Annotated in this window: 23 protein-coding genes; 9 read left to right on the top strand and 14 right to left on the bottom strand. The window is 70.3% G+C overall.

All coding sequences use genetic code 11. From position 1 onward, the window contains the following. Nucleotides 1–702: acyl-CoA dehydrogenase family protein (locus JWN68_RS03730; protein WP_297734888.1), on the top strand; the 702-nt coding region annotated here is incomplete at its 5' end. On the opposite strand, the gene JWN68_RS03725 is transcribed toward JWN68_RS03730, so the two are convergent. The 7 genes from JWN68_RS03725 to mgrA all read right to left on the bottom strand — a co-directional run bounded on the left by JWN68_RS03725 (nt 699) and on the right by mgrA (nt 7,673). Further along, nucleotides 699–1,736, bottom strand: a complete 1,038-nt coding sequence (locus tag JWN68_RS03725) for a GNAT family N-acetyltransferase (protein ID WP_297734885.1) — start codon at nt 1,734–1,736, stop codon at nt 699–701. The two genes, JWN68_RS03730 and JWN68_RS03725, sit on opposite strands and share 4 nt — an antisense overlap. Beyond that, nucleotides 1,733–3,421 (bottom strand): ATP-binding cassette domain-containing protein, encoded by a 1,689-nt coding sequence (locus JWN68_RS03720; RefSeq protein ID WP_297734882.1) that lies wholly within the window; start codon nt 3,419–3,421, stop codon nt 1,733–1,735. Before JWN68_RS03720 ends, JWN68_RS03725 begins: the two co-directional genes overlap by 4 nt. 76 nt (nt 3,422–3,497) lie before the next feature. After that, a complete protein-coding gene (locus JWN68_RS03715) occupies nt 3,498–4,574 on the bottom strand; it encodes a hypothetical protein (RefSeq protein WP_297734878.1) in 1,077 nt (358 codons plus the stop codon). Beyond that, nucleotides 4,571–5,050, bottom strand: a complete 480-nt coding sequence (locus JWN68_RS03710) for a SigE family RNA polymerase sigma factor (RefSeq protein ID WP_297734875.1) — start codon at nt 5,048–5,050, stop codon at nt 4,571–4,573. Before JWN68_RS03710 ends, JWN68_RS03715 begins: the two co-directional genes overlap by 4 nt. Nucleotides 5,051–5,127: 77 nt before the next feature. Then, the gene (locus JWN68_RS03705; protein WP_297734873.1) at nt 5,128–6,093 is read right to left on the bottom strand and encodes a hypothetical protein; all 966 of its coding nucleotides are present in this window, start codon (nt 6,091–6,093) and stop codon (nt 5,128–5,130) included. After that, entirely contained in the window at nt 6,086–6,607 is a 522-nt protein-coding gene (locus tag JWN68_RS03700) for a SigE family RNA polymerase sigma factor (RefSeq protein WP_297734871.1), read from the bottom strand. The genes JWN68_RS03705 and JWN68_RS03700 overlap by 8 nt, the downstream gene beginning before the upstream one ends. Before the next feature lie 40 nt (nt 6,608–6,647). Beyond that, complete coding sequence (gene mgrA, locus JWN68_RS03695; RefSeq protein ID WP_297734868.1) at nt 6,648–7,673, bottom strand: L-glyceraldehyde 3-phosphate reductase; 1,026 nt, start codon at nt 7,671–7,673, stop codon at nt 6,648–6,650. Between the two features lie 62 nt (nt 7,674–7,735). Between mgrA and JWN68_RS03690 the strand changes: the two genes are divergently transcribed. After that, nucleotides 7,736–8,449, top strand: coding sequence for an isochorismatase family cysteine hydrolase (locus JWN68_RS03690; protein ID WP_297734864.1), 714 nt, complete (start codon nt 7,736–7,738; stop codon nt 8,447–8,449). 223 nt (nt 8,450–8,672) lie between these two features. Here the strand turns inward: JWN68_RS03690 and JWN68_RS03685 are convergent, their stop codons facing one another. Then, nucleotides 8,673–12,368, bottom strand: a complete 3,696-nt coding sequence (locus tag JWN68_RS03685) for an Ig-like domain repeat protein (RefSeq protein WP_297734861.1) — start codon at nt 12,366–12,368, stop codon at nt 8,673–8,675. A 149-nt stretch (nt 12,369–12,517) separates the two neighbouring features. Next, nucleotides 12,518–12,835, bottom strand: coding sequence for a hypothetical protein (locus JWN68_RS03680; protein WP_297734858.1), 318 nt, complete (start codon nt 12,833–12,835; stop codon nt 12,518–12,520). Nucleotides 12,836–12,933: 98 nt separating this feature from the next. Here JWN68_RS03680 and JWN68_RS03675 point away from each other — a divergent pair, with 98 nt between their 5' ends. Beyond that, nucleotides 12,934–13,227 carry a hypothetical protein gene (locus JWN68_RS03675; protein ID WP_297734855.1) on the top strand — a complete coding sequence of 98 codons (294 nt, stop codon included), beginning with the start codon at nt 12,934–12,936 and terminating at the stop codon, nt 13,225–13,227. A 20-nt stretch (nt 13,228–13,247) separates the two neighbouring features. Here the strand turns inward: JWN68_RS03675 and JWN68_RS03670 are convergent, their stop codons facing one another. Then, entirely contained in the window at nt 13,248–13,847 is a 600-nt protein-coding gene (locus JWN68_RS03670) for a methyltransferase (protein WP_297734852.1), read from the bottom strand. Continuing rightward, a complete protein-coding gene (gene truA / locus JWN68_RS03665) occupies nt 13,844–14,677 on the bottom strand; it encodes a tRNA pseudouridine(38-40) synthase TruA (protein ID WP_297734849.1) in 834 nt (277 codons plus the stop codon). The genes JWN68_RS03670 and truA overlap by 4 nt, the downstream gene beginning before the upstream one ends. Nucleotides 14,678–14,741: 64 nt before the next feature. On the opposite strand from truA, the gene JWN68_RS03660 reads away from it, so the two are divergent. The 4 genes from JWN68_RS03660 to JWN68_RS03645 all read left to right on the top strand — a co-directional run bounded on the left by JWN68_RS03660 (nt 14,742) and on the right by JWN68_RS03645 (nt 16,493). Further along, nucleotides 14,742–14,966 (top strand): hypothetical protein, encoded by a 225-nt coding sequence (locus JWN68_RS03660; RefSeq protein WP_297734846.1) that lies wholly within the window; start codon nt 14,742–14,744, stop codon nt 14,964–14,966. A gap of 116 nt (nt 14,967–15,082) precedes the next feature. After that, nucleotides 15,083–15,445: a metalloregulator ArsR/SmtB family transcription factor gene (locus JWN68_RS03655; protein ID WP_297734843.1), complete on the top strand. Its 363-nt coding sequence runs from the start codon at nt 15,083–15,085 to the stop codon at nt 15,443–15,445. Further along, on the top strand, nt 15,442–15,945 hold the full coding sequence (locus tag JWN68_RS03650; protein WP_297734840.1) for an SRPBCC family protein: 504 nt from the start codon (nt 15,442–15,444) through the stop codon (nt 15,943–15,945). The genes JWN68_RS03655 and JWN68_RS03650 overlap by 4 nt, the downstream gene beginning before the upstream one ends. Continuing rightward, nucleotides 15,942–16,493 carry a TIGR03086 family metal-binding protein gene (locus JWN68_RS03645; protein WP_297734837.1) on the top strand — a complete coding sequence of 184 codons (552 nt, stop codon included), beginning with the start codon at nt 15,942–15,944 and terminating at the stop codon, nt 16,491–16,493. Before JWN68_RS03650 ends, JWN68_RS03645 begins: the two co-directional genes overlap by 4 nt. 6 nt (nt 16,494–16,499) lie before the next feature. On the opposite strand, the gene JWN68_RS03640 is transcribed toward JWN68_RS03645, so the two are convergent. Beyond that, nucleotides 16,500–17,417 (bottom strand): PfkB family carbohydrate kinase, encoded by a 918-nt coding sequence (locus JWN68_RS03640; protein WP_297734834.1) that lies wholly within the window; start codon nt 17,415–17,417, stop codon nt 16,500–16,502. A 54-nt stretch (nt 17,418–17,471) separates the two neighbouring features. Here JWN68_RS03640 and JWN68_RS03635 point away from each other — a divergent pair, with 54 nt between their 5' ends. Both JWN68_RS03635 and JWN68_RS03630 read left to right on the top strand, forming a co-directional pair. Beyond that, nucleotides 17,472–17,825 carry a GntR family transcriptional regulator gene (locus JWN68_RS03635; protein WP_297734831.1) on the top strand — a complete coding sequence of 118 codons (354 nt, stop codon included), beginning with the start codon at nt 17,472–17,474 and terminating at the stop codon, nt 17,823–17,825. 285 nt (nt 17,826–18,110) lie between these two features. After that, nucleotides 18,111–18,707 carry a ketopantoate reductase C-terminal domain-containing protein gene (locus JWN68_RS03630; protein WP_297734890.1) on the top strand — a complete coding sequence of 199 codons (597 nt, stop codon included), beginning with the start codon at nt 18,111–18,113 and terminating at the stop codon, nt 18,705–18,707. 57 nt (nt 18,708–18,764) lie between these two features. Here JWN68_RS03630 and rplQ read toward each other — a convergent pair whose 3' ends face one another. Beyond that, entirely contained in the window at nt 18,765–19,622 is an 858-nt protein-coding gene (gene rplQ / locus JWN68_RS03620; RefSeq protein WP_366519733.1) for a 50S ribosomal protein L17, read from the bottom strand. 72 nt (nt 19,623–19,694) lie between these two features. After that, nucleotides 19,695–20,197: DNA-directed RNA polymerase subunit alpha C-terminal domain-containing protein (locus JWN68_RS03615; RefSeq protein ID WP_297734828.1), on the bottom strand; the 503-nt coding region annotated here is incomplete at its 5' end.

Here is a 20,197-nt window from a genome sequence, read left to right as displayed (position 1 = left end):
AACGGCCAGAAGCTCTTCATCACCAACGGCACCTGGGCTGACGTGGCGCTGATCTTCGCCCGCACGAGCGACGAGGGTCCGCGCGGCATCACCGCGTTCCTCGTCCCGACCGACGCGCCGGGGTTCGAGGCGCGCGAGATCACCGGCAAGCTCGGGCTGCGCGGCCAGGCCACCGCGGAGCTGTTCCTCTCCGACGTCCGGGTCCCTCACTCGGCCGTGCTGGGCGAGGTGGATGGCGGATTCAAGATCGCGATGAGCACCCTCGACAAGGGGCGTCTCGCCGTCGCCGCCGGCTGCGTCGGGATCGTGCAGGGATGCCTGGAGACCTCGGTCGCCTACGCCCGGAGCCGCACCCAGTTCGGCCGGCCGATCGCGGCCTTCCAGCTCGTGCAGGACATGATCGCCGACATCTCGGTCGACGCCGACGCCTCGCGACTCCTCGTGTGGCGCTGCGCCGATCTCATCGACCGGGGCGAGCCGTTCGGAACGGCCGCCTCGAAGGCCAAGCTCTTCGCCTCCGAGGCAGCCGTGCGCGCGGCGAACAACGCGATCCAGGTGCACGGAGGTGCGGGGTACGTCGACGACTACCCAGCGGCGAAGTATCTCCGTGACGCCCGGGTGATGACGCTCTACGAAGGCACCTCACAGATCCAGAAGCTGCTGATCGGCCGCGCCGAGACCGGCATCAGCGCCTTCGTCTAGCCGACTGTGCTGCGAAGGCGCTTCTGGAACTCGCCCATCCGGCCCACGGCTCGAAAGCCGAGCCGCTCGTTGACCTCCACCATGTGGCTGTTGCTCTCCGCGTTCCAGGTGATGACCCGCTCGATGTCGGGACGCTCCTGCTGCAGCAGCCGGAGGTTGGCGACCTTGACGGCGAGTCCGAGGCGGTGCCCGCGGTCTGCGCGGCGTACGAGCGTGCCCCACTGATAGGCACGCCCGGGCTCGTGGATCGTGGTGGCGAGGTCGGTGTACGCCACGACAGCACCCCGAAGGTCCACGGCGACGGTGTTGTACTTCGACCGTCCCTGCCTCCGGACGACGTCCTCGGCCTCGCGATGGGCCTCGACGCTGATCGCCTCCGGCTCGAGGTCGAGGTCCCCTGTGGGCGCCTCGGTGGACAGGGCCCCGAGCAGCACCGTCCAGCCCTCCACCAGGTCGTCGGGAACCGCGCCCGCGAATGAGCGCAGCTCGTAGCCCTCGTGCTGGATCGCTGCCTCGTCGGCAAGGGCGCGCAGGACGTCATCGCCCACGGGCAGGTCCAGCTCCCGCTGGACGTCGCTGAGCGCCAGGTCGTATCCCATGGCCCGGGCGAACTCGGCGCTGGGCCTGGCGGCGCCGTCACTGCCGCCCTCGACGTCCCACCCGACCTCGGCGTACAGGGTCGAGCGACCTCGCGCCGAGGCTTCCATCTCCAGCCGCTCGGCCAGGTAGCGCCCGAGCCCGCGGCGGCGGTGCTCAGGACGCACATGCACAGCGACCTCGGCGCGGTCGACGTTGTCCTGCAACGGCATGCGGAGAAACCCGGTGGCGACGACGTCTCCCCCGACCCTGCCGACCCAGGCGGCGAAAGCGACCCGACTGCCCGCGGCCTGGAGCATCACGCGCATCTCCTCGAGCTGCCAGGGAGTAGCGACCTCCTCACGCTCGAACCGCTCGGCCGCGGCATACACGCCGTGCCAGGCATCGACCGCCGGGTCGTCGTAGGGGTCGACGGACTCGATCTCCAGGACACTCATCGGGTCCGCACCACCCGTCCCTCGTCCCACACCGGCCCGTCGGACTCGTAGACCTCGCCGTCAGCGCCGTACACCAGGAAACGGTCGAAGCCGCGGGCGAACCAACGGTCATGGGTGACCGCCAGCACCGTGCCCTCGAAGGCGTCGAGCCCTGCCTCCAGAGCCTCGGCACTTTGTACGTCGAGGTTGTCGGTCGGCTCGTCCAGCAGGAGCAGCGTCGCTCCGGACAGCTCGAGCAGGAGAATCTGGAATCGAGCCTGCTGGCCGCCGCTGAGCGACTCGAAGGTCTGCTCACCTGCATGCGCGAGCTCGTAGCGATCCAGCACGCGCGCTGCCGCCTCGCGCCCCATCCCGCTGCGGCCTCCGGGTGAGCCGTCGCCCCGGTGGAGGATCTCGAGCAGGGTGCGACCGGTGAGCTCAGGGTGCTCGTGCGTCTGAACGAACCACCCGGGTCGCACGCGCGCGCCGAGCTTGGCCTTGCCGGTGTGCGGCACCGGCTTCGGTGGGTCGCCCACGGGCTGGTGCTCGACGTCGGGGTCCGAGCCGCCCGTCGCCAGCAACCGCAGGAAGTGCGACTTCCCCGAGCCGTTGCTGCCGAGGACGGCCACGCGTTCGCCGTACCAGACCTCGAGGTCGAACGGGCGCATCAGTCCGGTCATCTCCAGGTCGGTGCACACCACCGCGCGCTTGCCGGTGCGGCCACCCTTGAGCCGCATCGTCACCTGCTGCTCGCGCGGCTGCTCGATGGGCGGGCCCGCCTCCTCGAACTTCCGGAGCCGGGTCTGCGACGCGCGGTACTGCGACGACATGCCGTCGTTGTACTCGGCCTTGATCTTGAGCCGCAGCACGAGCGCCTTGATCTTGGCGTGCTCCTCGTCCCAGCGGCGTCGTTGTTCCTCGAACCGCAGGAACCGGTCCTCACGTGCTTGGTGGTAACTCGCGAACCCGCCGGGGTGCGTCCACACGAGGTTGCCGGCGTGGCCCAGCTCGACAGTGACGATGCGGGTCGCGGTGTTGTTGAGCAGCTCACGGTCGTGGCTGATGAAGAGGATGGTCTTGGCCGACTCCCGGATGCGCTCCTCGAGCCAGATCTTGCCCGGGACGTCGAGGTAGTTGTCCGGCTCGTCGAGCAGGAGCACCTCGTCGGGACCACGCAGGAGGTATTCCAGGACGAGCCGCTTCTGCTCCCCACCTGACAGCGTGGACAGCGAGCGGTGACGGGCTCGCTCGAAGGGCAGGCCCATCGAGGCGACCGTGCACGTGTCCCAGGTGACCTCGACGTCGTAGCCGCCCGCGTCGGCGAAGTCCGACAGGGCCGTGGCGTAGGCCATCTGGGTGGGTTCGTCGTCGACGTCCATCAGCGCGAGCTCGCAGGCGTCCACAGCGGCTGCCGCCTGACGGACCGCCTCCGGCGCGACGCTGAGGAGCAGGTCCGCAACGGTCTCGTCCCCACCTCCGTGACCGACGAACTGCCGCATGACGCCCAGCCCGCCGCTGCGGGTCACGGCGCCCGCGTGCGGCTTGAGGTCGCCGGTAATGATGCGCAACAGCGTCGTCTTGCCCGCACCGTTGGCGCCGACGAGGGCGACCTTGGCGCCGTCGCCGACGCGGAAGCTCACCTCGTCCAGAAGTACTCGTCCGTCAGGCAGCTCGTAGCGCACTCCCGACACATCCACATGTCCCACGAGGTGCATTGTCCGCGACAGGGGCCCGGACTGCTACGCGTTTGATCGGCCGTCCGCCTCGGCCCCCGTCAGCAGCTCAGTTGAGGGACAGGTCATCCGGGTTCAGAGCCAGTGCCTCCGCCAGCTCGGTGGTCAGCTCGAGGTGGTCGCGGGGACCCCCTTCGGATGTCAAGTGCTCCACGCCGTCCTCGCAGGACCCGAGCCCCAAGGTGCCGTAGCGGACGAGGTAGGGCCGTTCGCCGGCGGGCGTCAAGGTGACGACCCACCCCTGCTCCTGCTCGCAGCCGTCGTCGCCGATGGTCCCGGGCGCGGCCGCCAGGGCGTCCATGACCCGGGCGACGGCGTCCTCGGTGAGGCGGGCGCTGTCCTCGAGGTCGCCGTCCCAGGCGTATCGGCACCGGGATCCCCCGACTGCTGCGGCCCCGACCTCTTCCAGCACGTCGGGGTCGTCGAGGAAGGGCGCGCAGCCGTTGACGTCGGCGTCCAGGCCCCGGACCGAGCGGGTGATCTTGCTCGTCAACCCCGGATCGGACGTGGCAGTCGTCACGACCCAGTCGTCGTCGAACCAGTACGACACCCACGCCCCGTCGGGATAGTCGGCGGGGGCACCGGTGCCCGGGTCGTCGTACTGCCAGACCTCGCTGGAGTTGCGCTCAGGCTCGAACCCCGCAGCCGAGGTCACCCGGACGCCGTAGCCGTTCGTCGGCGTGCACGACGTCTTCGGCCGTGCCTGGTCCGGCAGGTCGATGCGCGGCACGACAGCGCCGGGCTTCCTGGCCCGCGCGCACCACGCGGTGGTCGCACCCCCCTTCCAGTCCGGAGGGACCGCGAACCTGATGCCTGCCCACTCGATCTCGCGCTTCGTCTCGCGTGCGGTCTGGATGTCGGGTGACAGGTCGGGGACGATGAACGGGGTGTCGGGGGCAACGGGCCGTGGACGCGATGGTGCGTCCACCCCCTCGACGAGGGCACTCCCCACCGGGACGGCCGCGATGACCAGGGTCCCGACAGCGACGCCGGCCGCGCCCTTGGCGACGGCGGCACGACGCCGCTGCAGTCGGGCCCGGGCGCCCCTCGCGAGGCCGCTCGGCGCCGGCGCCTCCTCGGCCCGCTCGGCGAGACTGTCCCGGAGCCGGGTCTCGAAGTCGGTCATGACTCCGCCAGCTCTGCCCGGACCGCGGCGACCGCGTCGGAGACACGACAGCGGGCAACACCCTCGCGTACCCCCGTCAGCTCCGCGATCTCGTCGTCGGAGAGATCCTCGTAGTAGCGCAGCACGAGCGCCGTGCGCTCGGCCCACGGCAGGGACTCACACGCCGGCCAGACGAGGTCGGGGACCCCGATCGTGACCCCGGTCGTGGCCGCGGGCTCGAGGGGTGGTGGTGGCGGGGAGTGCCGGCGACGGAAGCGACGCCACCACGACACGTGCGCCCGCACGACCAAACGTCGCACGTAGGCGTCCGGATCGTGGCGACGCGCGATCCGCGACCACCGAGGCAGCGCACGGGACAGCGCGTCCTCCACGATCTCCTCAGCCTCGGCCGGGTCTCCTGTCAGCACGTACGCGAGACGCAGGAGTGACTGTCCACGCGCCACTACCCACTCGTCGAAGTCTGGTGCCGTGCTCACCCGGCTCCTCTCCGCGGTCGACTGACCGGGTCCAGCATGCCAAAGGCAGCAAGCGCCGGGCAGGCGTGCCAGCTACCTCACCACAGGATGCCGACGAGGAGACGCACGTCGGCGGTCACCTCCCGCTCGACCCCGGACAGACGGACGCGTTCGTCGCAGCCGGCTCCCGTGGTGACGGTCCCGACGTAGGCACCGTCGGTGAGGAGCACGGTCTCCCGCCACAGCGGCGAGGCGCAGCTCGCGGACGATGCCTCTGCGCGAGGGGCCGCGGTGATGGTGTCCCACAACGTCTGCGACTCCTCAGCCGTGAGCAGGTCACTCTGCTCGAGCAGACCCTCACCGTCGTAGCGGCAGATCGTGGTCTCGGTGATGCCGTTGTCGAGCCTGACCTCGGCGTCATCCTTCTTGGCCGGGCAACCGTTGCCATCCGGTGTCGCGCCCTCGAGGACCTCCAGGGAGTCCACGATCCGCTGGGCCCCCCCGCGCGTCGGCATCGTGACCACGGCCGTGCCCAGGGTGGAGATGACGCCGCCCGTCCACGCGCCCTCGGGGCGGTAGCCCGACGTGGAGAGCCGGACCTCGGCGGTGGCGTCGCCGCCGTACTGACGATTGACTTCCGTCCGGAAGAACTCGATCCCGTAGGTCGACCGTCCGTCGCAGGAGAAGCCGGGATTCTCCGGGACCTCTCCGATCCAGACGGCGTACTCCTCGGTGCCGTACGGGCAACCGTCGCTCCACTGCATCGGCACCTCGGCCGTCACGTCCCGGAACGACACCGTTCGTGGGGCACCCGCTGTCCCCTCGACGCGCTCGGTGGCGACGTCCGGCGACGACCGCGGGGTGTCGCCGTCCGTGAGGGCGAGGGCGGTCGGGCCGCCGATGAGTACGGCGACAACGGCCAGCGCTGCTCCGGTCGCCCGACGTCGCCGCTGACGGAGCCGACGTGCGCCGGTCGCGAGCCCCGGTGCGCTCCTGGCCTGGGCGGCACCCTGGTGCAGGGTCGCGCGGAGCCTGATTTCGAAGTCGGTGTCGAAGTCAGTCATGCCATTCACCTAGTTCCTCGCGCAGTGTGGCCACGCCTCGTGATACGCGGGACCGGACGCTGCCCTCGCGCACCCCGGTCAGCGCCGCGATCTGCGCGTAGTCGAGATCTTCGTAGAAGCGGAGCACGATGGCGGTCCGCTGATTAGCGGGCAGTGCCTGACATGCCTGCCAGAGGGCGTCGCGTTCCTCGCTCGGCATGCCGGCGGGCGCAGCTCCGTCCACCGGGACGGACGTAGGCGTCTCCCGGCGACGGAACCTGCGCCACCTCGACACGTTGGCGTTGACGACCATGCGGCGTACGTAGGCATCCACGTCATCCGCCTGGCAGATGCGCGACCAGCGGGGCAACGCCCTCGACAGCGCGTCCTGCACGACGTCCTCGGCATCGGCCTGGTTGCCGGTCAGCACGTAGGCGAGGCGCAGGAGCGCCTGGCTCCGCGCAGAGACCCACTCGTCGAAGTCGGGGATGCCGGTTGCCCGGGCTCTCGCATTCTTCTCCAGCACTGACTCCATGCCCCACAGACGCTGCAGCTCGGCCATCTGTTGCGAGCAGCTATTCTTCCGTCTGCTTCGCCCACAGGTTGATGCCCGACTCGACGGCGTGTTGGTCGATCTCCGCCAGCTCGTCCTCGGTCAGTGGCGGTCCGTCCAGGGCATCGAGGTTCGTGTCGAGCTGCTCGACGCTGCTCGCGCCGATGACGGCGCTGGTGACGCGGTCGTCGCGCATCACCCACTGCAGTGCGAGCTGCGCGAGCTTCTGACCCCGCCCCACGGCGATCTCGTCGAGCCGGCGCACGCGGTCGAGGACGTCGGCCTCCAGGCCGGCGATCGTCGAGTCGTCACGAGCGGCCCGCGAGTCCGGAGGGACGCCGCCGAGGTAGCGGTCCGTCAACAAGCCCTGGGCGAGCGCGGAGAAGACGATGCAGCCCATCCCCTGCTCCTCGAGCTCGTCGAGCAGGTCCTCCTCGATCCAGCGGTTGAGCATGGAGTAGGACGGCTGGTGGATCAGCAAGGGCGTGCCGAGCTCCCGGGCGATCATCGCCGCCTCACTGGTCTTGGCCGCGGAGTAGGACGAGATGCCGGCGTAGAGGGCGCGGCCCGACCGCACCGCCGTGTCGAGGGCCATCATCGTCTCCTCGACCGGCGTCTCGGGGTCGAAACGGTGGCTGTAGAAGATGTCGACGTAGTCGAGACCCATCCGCTGGAGCGACTGGTCGAGGCTGGCCAGGACGTACTTGCGCGAGCCGCCACCCTGCCCGTAGGGCCCGGGCCACATGTCCCAGCCCGCCTTCGTCGAGATGATCAGCTCGTCGCGATAGGGCCTGAAGTCGTCGGCGAGGTAGCGACCGAAGTTCTCCTCCGCACGGCCGTACGGCGGCCCGTAGTTGTTGGCCAGGTCGAAGTGCGTGATCCCGCGGTCGAAGGCGCGGCGCAGGATCGCGCGCTGCGTCTCCTCCGGGCGGTCGTCGCCGAAGTTCTGCCAGAGCCCCAGGCTGAGCGGCGGCAGCTTGAGCCCGCTGCGCCCGCTGGGGCGGTAGTCGGTCCGGTCGTAGCGTTGCTCGTCGGCCTCGTACGTCATGCGGGCCAGTGTGCCGGAGCGGCGAGACCCGTCCGCCTCCGGTCGGGCCCTAGCGTGGGCAGGTGCCTCTCGCCTCCCCCGCCTCGTCAGCCCCGTCCGATGTCGCCTTCCACGACTGGCTGGTGGAGGAGCGGGAGGTCCGCCGACACACCACGCGTCGTGGGCAACCGCACGCCTTCGAGACTCTCGTCCCGTCCCGCACGGCGCTGGTCGTGGTCGACATGGTCCCGTTCTTCGTGGCCGAGTCGGCGTACTGCCGGGGCATCGTGTCGAACATCAACGCCTTGGCGGAGGGGCTTCGCCGCCACGGGGGCGTGGTCGCGTGGGTAGTGCCGGGCTACCGGGAGCCGACCTCCCGTGACCGTGCTTTTCTGGGAGTCGAGGTTGCCGAGCGCTACGCGCGCTCCGGCGGCTCAGGTGCTCCAGTCGACCGGATCTGGCCGGGCCTCGTGGCGGAGCCGGACGACGTGGCGGTCGCGAAGACGGCACACAGCGCGTTCTTCCCCGGGCGCTGCGACCTGCCCCAGCTGCTCGACGGCCGGGGCATCGACACCGTCGTCATCACCGGCACGCTGACCAACGTGTGCGTCGAGGCGAGCGTTCGGGACGCGAGCACGCTCGGCTACCGCGTGATCCTGGTGGCGGACGCCTCCGCCGCCATGCGCGACCGGGACCACAACGCTGCCCTGCACGTCGTCTATCGGTCGTACGGCGACGTCCGGTCCACCTCGGAGGTCATCGGGCTCGTTGAATCCGGTGCCAGACCGAGCTCCTGACGTCCGAGCGGGTCCTGGCGTGCCTGCGGTCCCGCAGGGATGTGGTCTGCGGGGTGGGCGGCGTTGTCGCTACTGGTCAAGCGGCTCGCTCGTGACGTCGGCCGGGCGTTCGCTCGGGCCGTTGGTCCGGTGTTCGGTTCGTGGTTCTGGCTCCAGCGGTCGGGACGTGTCAGCGCCCGGGCCGGCCGTGCCGGGACCCGGGCGCTGAGCGTCGTCGTGACCCTCAGTTCACGACGATCTTCGCCTTCTTGGTCACCGCGGCGAAGGTGGCGTTGCCGGCGTACTTCACCGTCACGACGGTCGTATCGGCGAGCCTCGCCAGCTTGAGCGTCACTGTCTGGTTCACGACGTCCTTGGCGATCCGCTTGCCGTCGTAGCTGAACGTCACCTTGCCGGTGACCTTGGCCCCGACACCGTCCAGCACCACCTTCACGGTCGGCGCGGACCCCTTGTCGACTCGCTCCGGTGCCCTGACCTTCATGCTTGGGGTCTGCCTGACGACCGTGACGGCCACCCAGTCGGAACCCACGTTGGTCGTGGCGTCCCCCAGGTAGTGGGCGGTGAGCCTGACCCTGCCGGTGTCGGAGTACGGACCCACGTCGATGGAGACGCGACCCGCACTCAGCGTCCCCCAGCCGACCACCGTGCCGCCGGACCGGATCTGCACCCGCCCGGTCGGCGTGAAGCCGGCGGCGCTGACCCGGACCGACACCTCGTTGCTGGTCTTGACCTCGACCCTGGACGGCACGGCGGTGACGGCGACGGTGGGCGTCGCCTTGATGACGTTGACCGTCAGCGAGCCGTCGGACGGGGCGTACCCCGTAGCCCCGAGGTACCTCAGAGCCAGGCCGTGCGGGCCGACCGCGAGAGCGGTGCCTCCGACGGTGATGCGCGCTGTGCCGGCGACCAGGGTGCCCGTGCCGAGCACCGTCTCGCCGTTGCGCAGCTCTACGGTGCCCGTCGCGCCGGACGGGGCGACCCTGACCGTGACGGTGCCGTCGGTGCCGTACACGATCGGGTCAGCGGCGCCGGAGACCGTGGTCCCGATCGGAACGACGTCGACCGTGATCGTGCCGGTGCTGGGCTCGAACGACGCGGCACCGAGGTAGGCGAGCGTCAGGGTGTGCCTGCCGAGCGCCAAGGCGTCGGCCGGGACCGTGATCGTGCCCGCACCGTCAGCGAGGGTGACACTGCCCACGACCGCGGCACCATCGCGGAGCTCAACCACACCGGACGGCGTGCCGCCGGGCGACGTGACGCTCACAGCGACAGCACCCGCGCGCCCATAGGTAATCGGGTCGCTGGTGCCGGTGACCGCGGAGGGCGCTCGGACGACCGTGACCGTGACCGTGCCCGTGTCGGGCTCGAACGACGTCGCGCCGAGGTAGGCGAGCGTCAGCGTGTGCTCGCCGACCGTCAGGGCCTTGGCGGGAACCATGATCGTGCCCGCCCCGTCGGTCAGCGTGACCGTGCCGACGACCGTGGCACCGTCGCGCAGCTCGACGTCACCCGTCGGCGTGCCGCCCGATGACGTGACGCTCACAGCGACGGCACCTGGCTGCCCGTAGGTGATCGGGTCGCTGGTGCCGGTGACCGCGGAGGGCGCTCGTACGACGGTGACCGTGACCGTGCCGGTGCTCGGGTCGAACCCGGTGGCTCCGAGGTAGTTCAGGGTCAGGTCGTGCGAGCCGACCGAAAGGGCGGTGCCCCCCACGGTGATGCTTGCGGCGCCGCCGTTCAGGGTGCCCGTGCCGAGCAGGGTGTCGCCGTCGAGCAGGCGTACGGTGCCCGTCGCGGTGGACGGAGTCACCGTCACAGTGACGGTGCCATCGGTGCCGTGGACGATCGGATCGGCTGCTCCCGAGACGGTGGTCGCGACCGACAGCGGAGCCTGGGCGGTGAACGGGACCCTGGCCGTCGTGGCGGTGTTGTTGCCCGTGATCACGAGCACCTGAGCACCGCTTGCGTTGAGGGGCAGGGTGACTGTGACGGTTGCCGTGCCTGCTTCGTCGTACCCGGGCAGCGCCGTCTGTCGAGTGGTCGTGACCGGGAAGGACCCGAGGTCGGTGCCGTTGAGGCTGGCTGTGACCGACGTGTCGCCCAGGTCGCCCGGACCGGTCATCGACAGCGACGACAGGTTGACGGTGACGTCCTGGCCGGCTCGCGGGGTGGCCGTGGTGATGACGGCGCCGACACCGCGCTGGCGGTAGTCGACCGCGAGCGGCGTGCCGCCCGTGGGGGCGTTGGCCGCAAAGTAGTCGACCTGTGCCTGCAGGTCGGTCCGGCCGGTGTCCTGCTTGCCGGCGCCCTGACTCAGGGCGGCGAAGTTGTCGCCGCCGGTGGAGAGGAACGCGTTGACCGTGACCGAGTAGGTCTGGGTCAGGTCGATGGGCGTCCCGTTGAGGAACATGGCCTTGATCCGCGAGCCTTGAGCAGCCGCCGGGTCGTAGGTGTAGGTGAAGCCCTTGCTGATGCCCAGCTTCAAGAACGGCCGTGACGCGCCGAGGGGTTGCCACTGCTGCTCGAGCGCCGCCTTGATCTGAGCGCCGGTGAGGTCCTCGTTGACCAGGGTGTTGGCGAACGGCTGCACGTTGGCTGCGTCCTTGAAGGTCACGGTCCGCGGGAACGCGCCCGTGCCCTGACCGGTCAGGTCGGCACGAAGGCCACCGGGGTTCATGAACGCGATCTGCGCCGACCCGAAGGCCGGGTCGCTGGTCGCCCACCTCTGGATCTCGGCGACGATGTTGCCCAGCGCCGACTCCCCCCCACGGTTCTCGGCGGTCCCGTCGGCAAGCTTGGCCCGGTAGAACGCGCCGTCGATCTGGCCCAGCGGCTGCGCACCGAGCACGTTGGCGTTGCTGACCGCGCTGCTGACGATGGCCGCGGTGTTGGAGTCGACGGGGTAGTTGAACGTCGAGCCCGTCGTACCGTTCTTCAGCGGGAGAACCGCCTGGGTCTTCGACGTGATGATGCCCGTGGTCGGGTCGCCCACGTAGATGCGCTGGTTGAGGTTCATGCCGTACTGACCGGCCGAGACGATCGGACGCGTGGTGATCGGACGACCCGACCAGCCGGGCACGGGCTGCGAGCAGTTGTAGGTCAGGTGCGTGTGGCCCGAGACGATCGCGTCGATGTTGTCGTTGACGCCCGAGGTGATCTTGCCGAAGTCGGACGTGGTGTCGGAGGTGATCGTCGCGCAGTCGGTGCCGGCGGCGCCCTCGTGGACCAGCAGCACGATGACGTCCGCACCGGCGCTCTTGAGGTGATCGGCCGCGGCGTTGGCGGCCGTGGGGATGTCGGTCACCTTGATGGTGGAGATGCCACCCGGCGAGACGAGCTCGGGCAGGTGCTCGGTGACCGCACCGATGAACCCGACCTGGACGCCGCCCATGTCCTTGATCCAGGTCCCGTCCAACGCGCCGGTGTCGTCGGCCTTGAACTTCACGTTGGCGCCGAGGTACTTCCAGCTCGCGCCGCCGTACGGGTTCGTCTCCGCGTTGTAGGGCGCCATCACCCGGTTGACGAGGTCGTTGTAGCCGGCGTCGAACTCGTGGTTGCCGACCGCGGAGACCTCCAGACCGGCCTCGTTGAGCGCATCGATCGTCGGCCTGTCCTTGGCGATGAACGACTCGAACGTCGAAGCACCGATCAAGTCGCCGGCAGCCGCGAACACCGTGTTCGGGTTCACCGTGCGCAGCTGCTTGACCGCGCCGGCCAGTACCGCCGCACCGGCCGAAGCAGAGGTCGTGTCGTTCTGGATGCGGCCGTGGAAGTCGTTGGTCGCCAGGATCTGGACGGCGACAGGGTCGCCCTCCGCGGCGCCGGCCGGCGCGGCTACGGCGCCGAAAGCGAGCGGGGCGGAGACGAGACCGAGGATGGCGCTGGCGACGAAGCCGCGCCGGGAGGCGTGCGTGAACACAGAGGTGAGCCTCTCGAAAGGCGGGCAGACGGGTCGAGACCGGCCTGCACGCAGGGGAGCCTGAACCGTAACTCCGAACACCGACGTCGCGTGGCGAAATGCAGCACCCGACTTCAGCCGGGCCGGAACCTTGAGAGCCGTGCGGCGAGTCAACTCGTGGTGACGAGGTCGACGCTGTGCCACGGCTCCATGGCCATGTGCCTCCGGCCACCGTCTGCGCGATATCGGAAGCGGGTCAGCGTCAACGACTCAAGGACCAGGTCGTGGTGGAGCGACTGCCGACGCGCCGCCGTCCACGACACCAGGCTCGGCGCGTCGAGGATCGGCGCCGCGACGTGCAGGACGCTGGCGTACCAGATGTCACGCTCCTGCCACTGGTCTTCGAACCAGGCCAGGGGCCCCAGGGCGGCGCGTAGTCGGCGCATGAGCTCCCACGGCCCGTCGTCGAGCGGCTCGGCCTGCACCATGACCCCTCGGGGAGACCGACAACGGCCCGTTGACCCGCCTGCAACGATGGTCCGCAGCCAGCGAGCACACTCCACCACCACCACCGATCGGAGTCGCCATGCCCCTGATCTACCCCGTCGCCGAGGACACCCCCGACGACGCCGACACGACCTTCGAGCACTTCGTCGACGACTGGTCCGAGACCTGGGTCATCGAGATCGACACCGACCACGAGCACGAGGACGAGGGCGACTACGTGCGCCTCGGCCCGTTGCCGGCCCGCCAGGCATGGGACTTCGCCCACGAGATCGAGGGCATGCGACCCACCTGGATGGTGAGCATCATGCCGGTCTTCGCCGTGGACTCCGACGCCGCCGACCTCATCGCGCAGATCGAGAGCGACGAGGACTGAGCCCTCGGCACCGAGCGGGGTCAACCCCGACGCGTCTCCAGCACCCGGAAGCCCTTGTGGCTGGCCAGGCGCGTCGTGGGCCAGCCCTGCTCGGTCAGCCAGCGCTGGAGCGAGTCGGCGCCGAGGAACTTACCCACCACCATCACCGCGCGTCCCTCCGGGCGCAGCCTCGGCAGCCAGGTGAGCAACAGCTCGTGCAGAGCTTCCTTGCCGATCCGGATGGGCGGGTTGGACCAGATCTCGTCGAAGGTCATGTCGGTGGGGATCTGGTCCGGGAGCGCAGCCACGAAGCGGGATCCGAGCCCGAGGGCGCGTGCGTTCTCGTTGGCGAGGAGCAGTGCCCGCTCGTTGACGTCGACGCCCGTCACGGTCGCGAGGGGTACGGCGCGGGCGATCGCGAGCCCGATGACGCCGTACCCACAGCCGAGGTCGAGGAACTGACCCTGCACCGGCGGTTCGAGCTCGCGGAGCAGCATCGCGGTCGCGTGGTCGAGGTGGCCGCGGCTGAAGACCCCCGAGCCGCTCACCAGCTCCAAGGAGTGCCCCCAGACGTCGACCGGGAACGACTCGCGCGTGAACGGCACCGCGGGGTCGGCCGAGAAGTAGTGGTCGTCGCTCATGGGATGGGGCTCCTCGCGTTGCGGGCCCGCTCCGCCTGGGCCAGCAGTTCGTCGCCCTCGGGGTAGCGGACCTCCTCGAGGGTCAGCCCGTGGGGGCGGACGACCCGGAGCGAGGAGACGCGGGTGCGCCCGGCCAGCATCTCAGCCGGCCACTCGGGCGGCTGCCGGCCCTCCCCGACCTCCAGCAGGCAGCCGACGAGCGACCGCACCATGGTGTGGCAGAAGGCGTCGGCGACGACGCGGGCCTCGACCAGGCCGTTGGGCGTGCGGGACCAGGCCAGCTCGAGGAGCGTGCGCACCGTGGTCGCCCCCTCCCGGCGCCGGCAGAAGGAGGCGAAGTCCTGGAGACCGAGCAGCGGCGTGGAGGCGAGGTTCAGGGCGTCCACGTCGAGGACGTGGGGCCACGCGAGGACGAGATGGCGCAGCAGCGGGTCGACGCCGTCCGGGCGGTCGGCGACCCGGTAGGTGTAGCGACGCCAGATCGCCGAGAAGCGCGCGTCGAACCCCGGCTCCGCCTCGGTCGCACTACGCACGCGGACGTCAGGCGGCAGGATGCCGTTGACCCTGCGCACGAAGGCGGCCAGCGGCGCGTCGCGCGACCGACCGACGAGCGCATCGAGGGCGTCAGGCGGCATATCCGTGTGGAGGACCTGTCCACGCGCATGCACGCCGGCGTCGGTCCGGCCCGCGCACACGACCCGCACCCGGGGCAGTCGTAGAGCGGTGGCCAACGCGTCCTCGAAGGTGCCCTGCACCGTCCTGAGACCGGGCTGCGTGGCCCACCCGTTGAAGTCGGTGCCGTCGTAGGACACGTCGAGCCGGATGCGCACCCGCAGATCCTAGGCGTCGGCCGACGCCGGGGCGCGGCCACCGCTGCCGCGCCATACCCGACCCGTGAACAACCCCCCCATCATCCCCGCCTCCGGCGACAACCTCGACGTCCTCGAGCAGCAGTTCTGGCGCTACACCCGCGAGTACGAAGTCCGTTGCGCCCCGACTGCGGCCGGGGCGAAGGCCGAGGCGGCGGACGTCATCGCGAGCGGTGGCCAGGTCGCCCTGTTCGTGCTGGAGTCCGAACTGCCTGACAGGGAGATCTATCCCGCCATCGCGAAGCGCTGACGCCTGATGGCACCGCGCGACGGCGGCTGTCCCCATCTTGTTCAACACGTAGGTTGACAACGCGCCTCTCCGCGAACTACCGTGTTTCTCAACCAATCAGTTGAGAAAGGTGAGCGATGGCCGACCAGCTCTCGCAGGTCTTCTCCGCCCTGGCCGATCCGACCCGCCGCGACATCGTCGCCAGGCTCACGGCCGGGGACTCCACCGTGGGTGACCTTGCGGCGCCGTACGACGTGAGCCTGCAAGCGGTCTCGCGGCACCTCAAGGTGCTCGAGGAGGCAGGTCTCGTCAGCCGCAGTCGGGAGGCGCAACGTCGTCCGGTGCACCTGGAAGCCGAGGTGTTCGACCTCATGACGAAATGGATCGAGCGATACCGCCGCCAGGCGGAGGAACGGTTCAGCCGCCTCGACGACGTGCTGGCGGCAATGGACGACACGGGCGCACCTGACAACCCCTTGAAGGAAGGAACAGCATCATGACCACCACGCGGGACTCCGAGACCCGCTACTCCGAGGCTGTCATCGCAGCAGACCCGACGGTGCCGGCCATCCACATCACCCGCGACTTCGCGGCCACGCCCGCTCAGCTCTTCCGCGCCCACACAGATCCGAAGATCTTCGCCCGGTGGATCGGCCCCCGCAGCATCGACACCGAGATCGTCGAGTGGGACGCGCGCAACGGAGGCAGCTGGCGCTACCTCGCGCGTCGCGAAGGTGTCGAGGAAGGCTTCCGCGGCTGCTTCCACACGCTGCGCGAGGACCGCCTCGTGCAGACCTTCACCTGGGAGGGCATGCCCGACGAGGTGGCTCTGGAGACGATGACCTTCGAGGACCTCGGAGACGGCCGGACCAGGCTGCACGCGTTCTCGCTCTGCGACTCCTTCGAGGGCCGCGACGCGTGGCTGTCGAGCGGTATGGCGGGTGGCGTCAACGAGGGTTACGCCGAGCTCGACGCCCTGCTTGCCGAGGGTGCCCTGTGAGCGACGCGGGCGAGCGCCACCGCCGGTTCGCCTCCGACTTCGCGGCCCTGACCCGGGGCGTGGACGACTGGGAGGCGCCGGCGCCGGTGCCGGGTTGGAGCGCGCGGGACGTCGTGGATCACCTCGTCGGCTGGTTCCCCGGCTTCCTCGCCGCAGGGGACATCACGCTCCCGGCCGGTCCGGACGTCGCCGACGACCCGGTGGCGGCGTGGCAGCACCAGGCAGACGCCGTACAAGAGCTCATCGAGACCCGCGGCGAGGAGTCGTTCACGCACCCTCGTGCCGGCACCCACCGGCTGGCCGACGCCGTGGATCGCTTCTACACCGCCGACGTCTTCATGCACACGTGGGACCTGGCCCGGGCCACAGGCCAGGAGCCCGACCTCGACGAGGACCAGGCTGCCGCGATGCTCGAGGGCATGCACGGGATCGAGGAGATGCTCCGCTCATCCGGCCAGTACGGCGCAGCAGTGCCCGTCGCTCCGGATGCCCCCGTGGCGGACCGGCTGATGGGCTTCGTCGGGCGTGACCCGGCGTGGCGGGCGTGACCTCCCTCAGCTGAGCTCGGACCGCCGCGGCGGGTCTGCGCCGGGGCGACCGACCGTGACTGCTGCGGCCCTGGCCGCATGGGCCAGCACAGCGGTCCACCTCGTCGGCCCGAGGTCGCGCAGCCGCTCGCGGGCCCCGGGCCCGACCACCTCGAAGCTCCAGAGTGCGTCGACCACGGCAGCCGTCACGGTGTCGCCCGCTCCGATGGTGTCCACCACCGGCGTCCGGTTGGCGGGCACCTCCCCCTCCCCCGAGGCGGTGAACCAGGCCGCCCCCTCGCCGCCCCTGGTGACGATCACGGCGCCGGCGCCTCGCGCCAGGAAACCCGCTGCCACCTCCCGGTGCTCCTGCCCGGGCCACAGGGCGTCCAGGTCCTCGTCGCTCGCCTTGACGACGTCGGCAAGGGCAGCCATCTCCTCCGCCCGGGTCACGACCTCGGGGCCGGTGCCGGTGACCTGTGGGCGAGCGTTGAGGTCGAAGACCACGAGCGCTGCGGCGCGGTGCTCCGTGACCAGCGCCGCGACGTCGAGCGCGCCCGGGTCGAGGGCCGCCCCGAGGGAGCCGAAGACGACGACCACCGGGTCCGTGCCCGTGGGCAGCGACAAGGGGCCCGGTCGCCACTCGACGTCGAACTCATAGCTGGCCGCACCGGACTCGGCCACCGTCGCGACGGCTGTCGCGGTCCGGTCCAGCGCCAACGGGTTGCCGCCGACCTGCACTCCGTTGTCCCGTAGGTGCTCGGCGAGGAGCTGGCCGTGGTCGTCCTGGGCGAAGGCCGTGAGAAAGGTGACGGGCCGTCCAAGTCGGGCCAGGGCCACCGCGGCGTTGGCCGAGCTCCCGCCCGGATGGTGACGATCGGGACCGTCGCTGGTCCTCACCACGTCGACCAGCGCCTCACCCACGACCAGAGCGACCTGTTCCATGCCCGATGGTCTACCACTCCCAGCGGTCCCGATGCCCGCCGTAGGGTCGGTGTCATGCAGCTCGACCCGATCCGCCACGACACCGACGTGCCTCCCTTCGAACAGGCCCGGGCCCAGATCGCCGCCCGGATCGCCGCCGGCGAGCTCCCGAGCGGCACCCGCCTGCCGACCGTCCGTGCACTGGCCTCCGAGCTCGACGTCGCGGTCAACACGGTGGCCCGGGTCTACAAGGAGCTGGAGGCCGATGGGCTCGTCGTCACCGAGGGCCGGCGCGGGACCCATGTGTCATCGACCAGCCCGGGCGTCGACGTCCGGGAGGCCTCCTCGGCCTACGTGCAGGCCTGTCGCCGGCACGGCCTGACCCAGGCAGAGGCAGTGCGCCTGGTCGAGACCGGCTGGAAACAGTGAAGTACGTCGTCTACGGAGCCGGTGCGGTCGGCGGTGTCGTCGGCGGGCTCCTGCACCAGGCGTGACACCCCGTCACGCTCGTGGCCCGCGGAGCCCACCTGGCGGCGAGCCGCGCACGAGGACTGGCCCTCGACACCGGTGCCGGAGTGTCCAAGGTCGTGGCGCCGGCGACCGATACAGCGGCCGGCGTGGCATCGACCGAGGACACGGCCGTGATCCTTGCGGTGAAGTCGCACCAGGCACCGGCCGCTCCGGCTCCTCAGCGGGGTGTACGCCGTCTGCGTGATGCTGCCCTCGACCCACCTCGACCCCGGTGTGGTCGTGGCGAAGTGCCACCCGACCCCCGGCATCCTCGACATCGGACGCATCCCTGGCGGCACGGACGAGCTGACCGCGAACGTCGCCGCTGACCTTCGGACTGCGGGCTTCGTCTCCGAGGAGCGGCCGGACATCCTGGCGTGGAAGCGCCGCAAGCTCCCGCTCGACGTGGGCAACGGCGTCGACGCCTCCTTCCGGCAGGACGCCGCGAGCAAGGAGCTCGCCGAGCGCGCCGGTGCCGAGGGCGAGCGGGTGCTGTCTGCGGCTGGACTGACGGTCGTCACTGCCGCAGAGGACGGTGAGCGTCGAGGAGCCCTGCTGCGGCGTCGCGAGGACGTCCCAGCCGCAGGTGGCTCCACCTGGCAGAGCCTGCAACGCGGCAGCGGCGACTCGGAGATCGACTACCTCGCGGGTGAGGTCGTGCTCCTCGGTCGGCTCCACGGCATCCCCACTCCCGCGAGCGAGGCGATCGTGGCTGCCACGCGTCAGCTGGCGGCAACGCGCGGTCCTGCCCGGAGCCTGGACGCGGCGAGCGTGCTGGTCGAGCTGGACACAGGGAAATGACAACGGGCCGGTCACCCCAGGGGGATGACCGGCCCGTCGACCTGACGTGGAGCTAGATCACTCGCCAGCGCGCGCGAAGCCAGCGGCCTCGGCGGACTCGACGGAGTCGAACCACACCTCTGCCGTCGTCTGGGCGTACCACTGACCGTCGGGCTCGTGGAACTTCATCGAATCCTCGTTGCCCTTGATCGGGAACCCCTCAGGGGCGCTCTCGACGTTCTCCATCGGCATGTGCGAACCGTCGTACTTGCCCGCGAACCCGCCCGTGGTCTCCTCGAAGACCTCCATGTCGACACCCTCGACCTCGACGAGCGGCGCGATGCCGGCCTCCTCGGCCTTGGCCTCCACCGGGTCGACGTCGTCGTCGGACTCGGTGTCGGCACCCTCGGTCTCGGTGGCGTCCTCGACGGTGTCCTCGGCCGGGGTCTCGGCGGCGGGCGCGGTCTCGAGGACCTCGGTCTCGCCGTCGACGCCCTCGGCCTCGGTCTCGACGGGCGCGACCTGGACGGGAGCAGCCGCCGCAGCGGTCCTCTTCGACGAGGTGCCCTTGGGTGCGTACGCCTCGGTCACCAGCTCGATGACTGCCATCGGGGCGTTGTCGCCCTTGCGGGGGCCGATCTTGGTGATGCGGGTGTAGCCACCGGGACGGTCGGCGAAGGTCGGCGCGATCTCGGTGAAGAGGACGTGCACGACACCCTTGTCGCGGATGGTCTTGAGAACCTCGCGACGGTTGTGCAGGTCGCCGCGCTTGGCCTTGGTGATCAGCTTCTCCGCGAACGGGCGCAGCATGCGCGCCTTGGCCTCGGTGGTGGTGATCCGGCCGTGCTCGAAGAGCGCCGTCACGAGGTTGGCAAGGATGAGGCGCTGGTGGGCGGCAGAACCGCCGAGGCGCTTACCCTTCTTGGGCTGGGGCATGTCACTTCTCGTTTCTCTCCGGCCGTGTCAGGTACCGGGGTAGACGACCGGCGGGCGCCGGTCGGTTTGGGATTAGTACTGCTCGTCCTCGACGAATGCGTCGTCGTCGTCGTCGCCGTACGCAGCCAGGGCCGCGTGCGGGTCGAAGCCGGGCGCGCTGTCCTTGAGGGACAGGCCCATCTCGACCAGCTTGGCCTTGACCTCGTCGATCGACTTCGCGCCGAAGTTGCGGATGTCGAGCAGGTCCTGCTCCGAGCGGCTGATGAGCTCACCCACGGTGTGGATGCCCTCGCGCTTGAGGCAGTTGTAGGAACGGACTGTGAGTTGCAGGTCCTCGACGGGCAGGGCCAGGTCAGCAGCGAGCTGCTCGTCGACGGGCGACGGGCCGATGTCGATGCCCTCGGCCTCGACGTTGAGCTCGCGGGCCAGGCCGAAGAGCTCGACGAGCGTCTTGCCGGCCGAGGCGATCGCGTCGCGGGGACGGATCGACGGCTTGGTCTCGACGTCGATGACGAGCTTGTCGAAGTCGGTGCGCTGCTCGACACGGGTGGCCTCGACCTTGTAGGTCACCTTCA

It is taken from the genome of Nocardioides sp. (genome assembly GCF_025964975.1).
Classification (GTDB): Bacteria; Actinomycetota; Actinomycetes; order Propionibacteriales; family Nocardioidaceae; genus Nocardioides.
The sequence above is the reverse complement of the archived record's forward strand: the minus strand, read 5'-3'. Positions and strand labels throughout refer to the sequence as shown.

Excerpts from the sequence above, each read along its gene's own strand:
- JWN68_RS03725 (WP_297734885.1), bottom strand. The coding sequence starts at position 1,736 with ATGAGTGTCCTGGAGATCGAGTCCGTCGACCCCTACGACGACCCGGCG.
- JWN68_RS03715 (WP_297734878.1), bottom strand. The coding sequence starts at position 4,574 with ATGACCGACTTCGAGACCCGGCTCCGGGACAGTCTCGCCGAGCGGGCC.
- JWN68_RS03705 (WP_297734873.1), bottom strand. The coding sequence starts at position 6,093 with ATGACTGACTTCGACACCGACTTCGAAATCAGGCTCCGCGCGACCCTG.
- JWN68_RS03700 (WP_297734871.1), bottom strand. The coding sequence starts at position 6,607 with ATGGAGTCAGTGCTGGAGAAGAATGCGAGAGCCCGGGCAACCGGCATC.
- mgrA (WP_297734868.1), bottom strand. The coding sequence starts at position 7,673 with ATGACGTACGAGGCCGACGAGCAACGCTACGACCGGACCGACTACCGC.
- JWN68_RS03680 (WP_297734858.1), bottom strand. The coding sequence starts at position 12,835 with ATGGTGCAGGCCGAGCCGCTCGACGACGGGCCGTGGGAGCTCATGCGC.
- JWN68_RS03675 (WP_297734855.1), top strand. The coding sequence starts at position 12,934 with ATGCCCCTGATCTACCCCGTCGCCGAGGACACCCCCGACGACGCCGAC.
- JWN68_RS03670 (WP_297734852.1), bottom strand. The coding sequence starts at position 13,847 with ATGAGCGACGACCACTACTTCTCGGCCGACCCCGCGGTGCCGTTCACG.
- JWN68_RS03655 (WP_297734843.1), top strand. The coding sequence starts at position 15,083 with ATGGCCGACCAGCTCTCGCAGGTCTTCTCCGCCCTGGCCGATCCGACC.
- JWN68_RS03650 (WP_297734840.1), top strand. The coding sequence starts at position 15,442 with ATGACCACCACGCGGGACTCCGAGACCCGCTACTCCGAGGCTGTCATC.
- JWN68_RS03640 (WP_297734834.1), bottom strand. The coding sequence starts at position 17,417 with ATGGAACAGGTCGCTCTGGTCGTGGGTGAGGCGCTGGTCGACGTGGTG.
- JWN68_RS03635 (WP_297734831.1), top strand. The coding sequence starts at position 17,472 with ATGCAGCTCGACCCGATCCGCCACGACACCGACGTGCCTCCCTTCGAA.
- JWN68_RS03630 (WP_297734890.1), top strand. The coding sequence starts at position 18,111 with ATGCTGCCCTCGACCCACCTCGACCCCGGTGTGGTCGTGGCGAAGTGC.
- rplQ (WP_366519733.1), bottom strand. The coding sequence starts at position 19,622 with ATGCCCCAGCCCAAGAAGGGTAAGCGCCTCGGCGGTTCTGCCGCCCAC.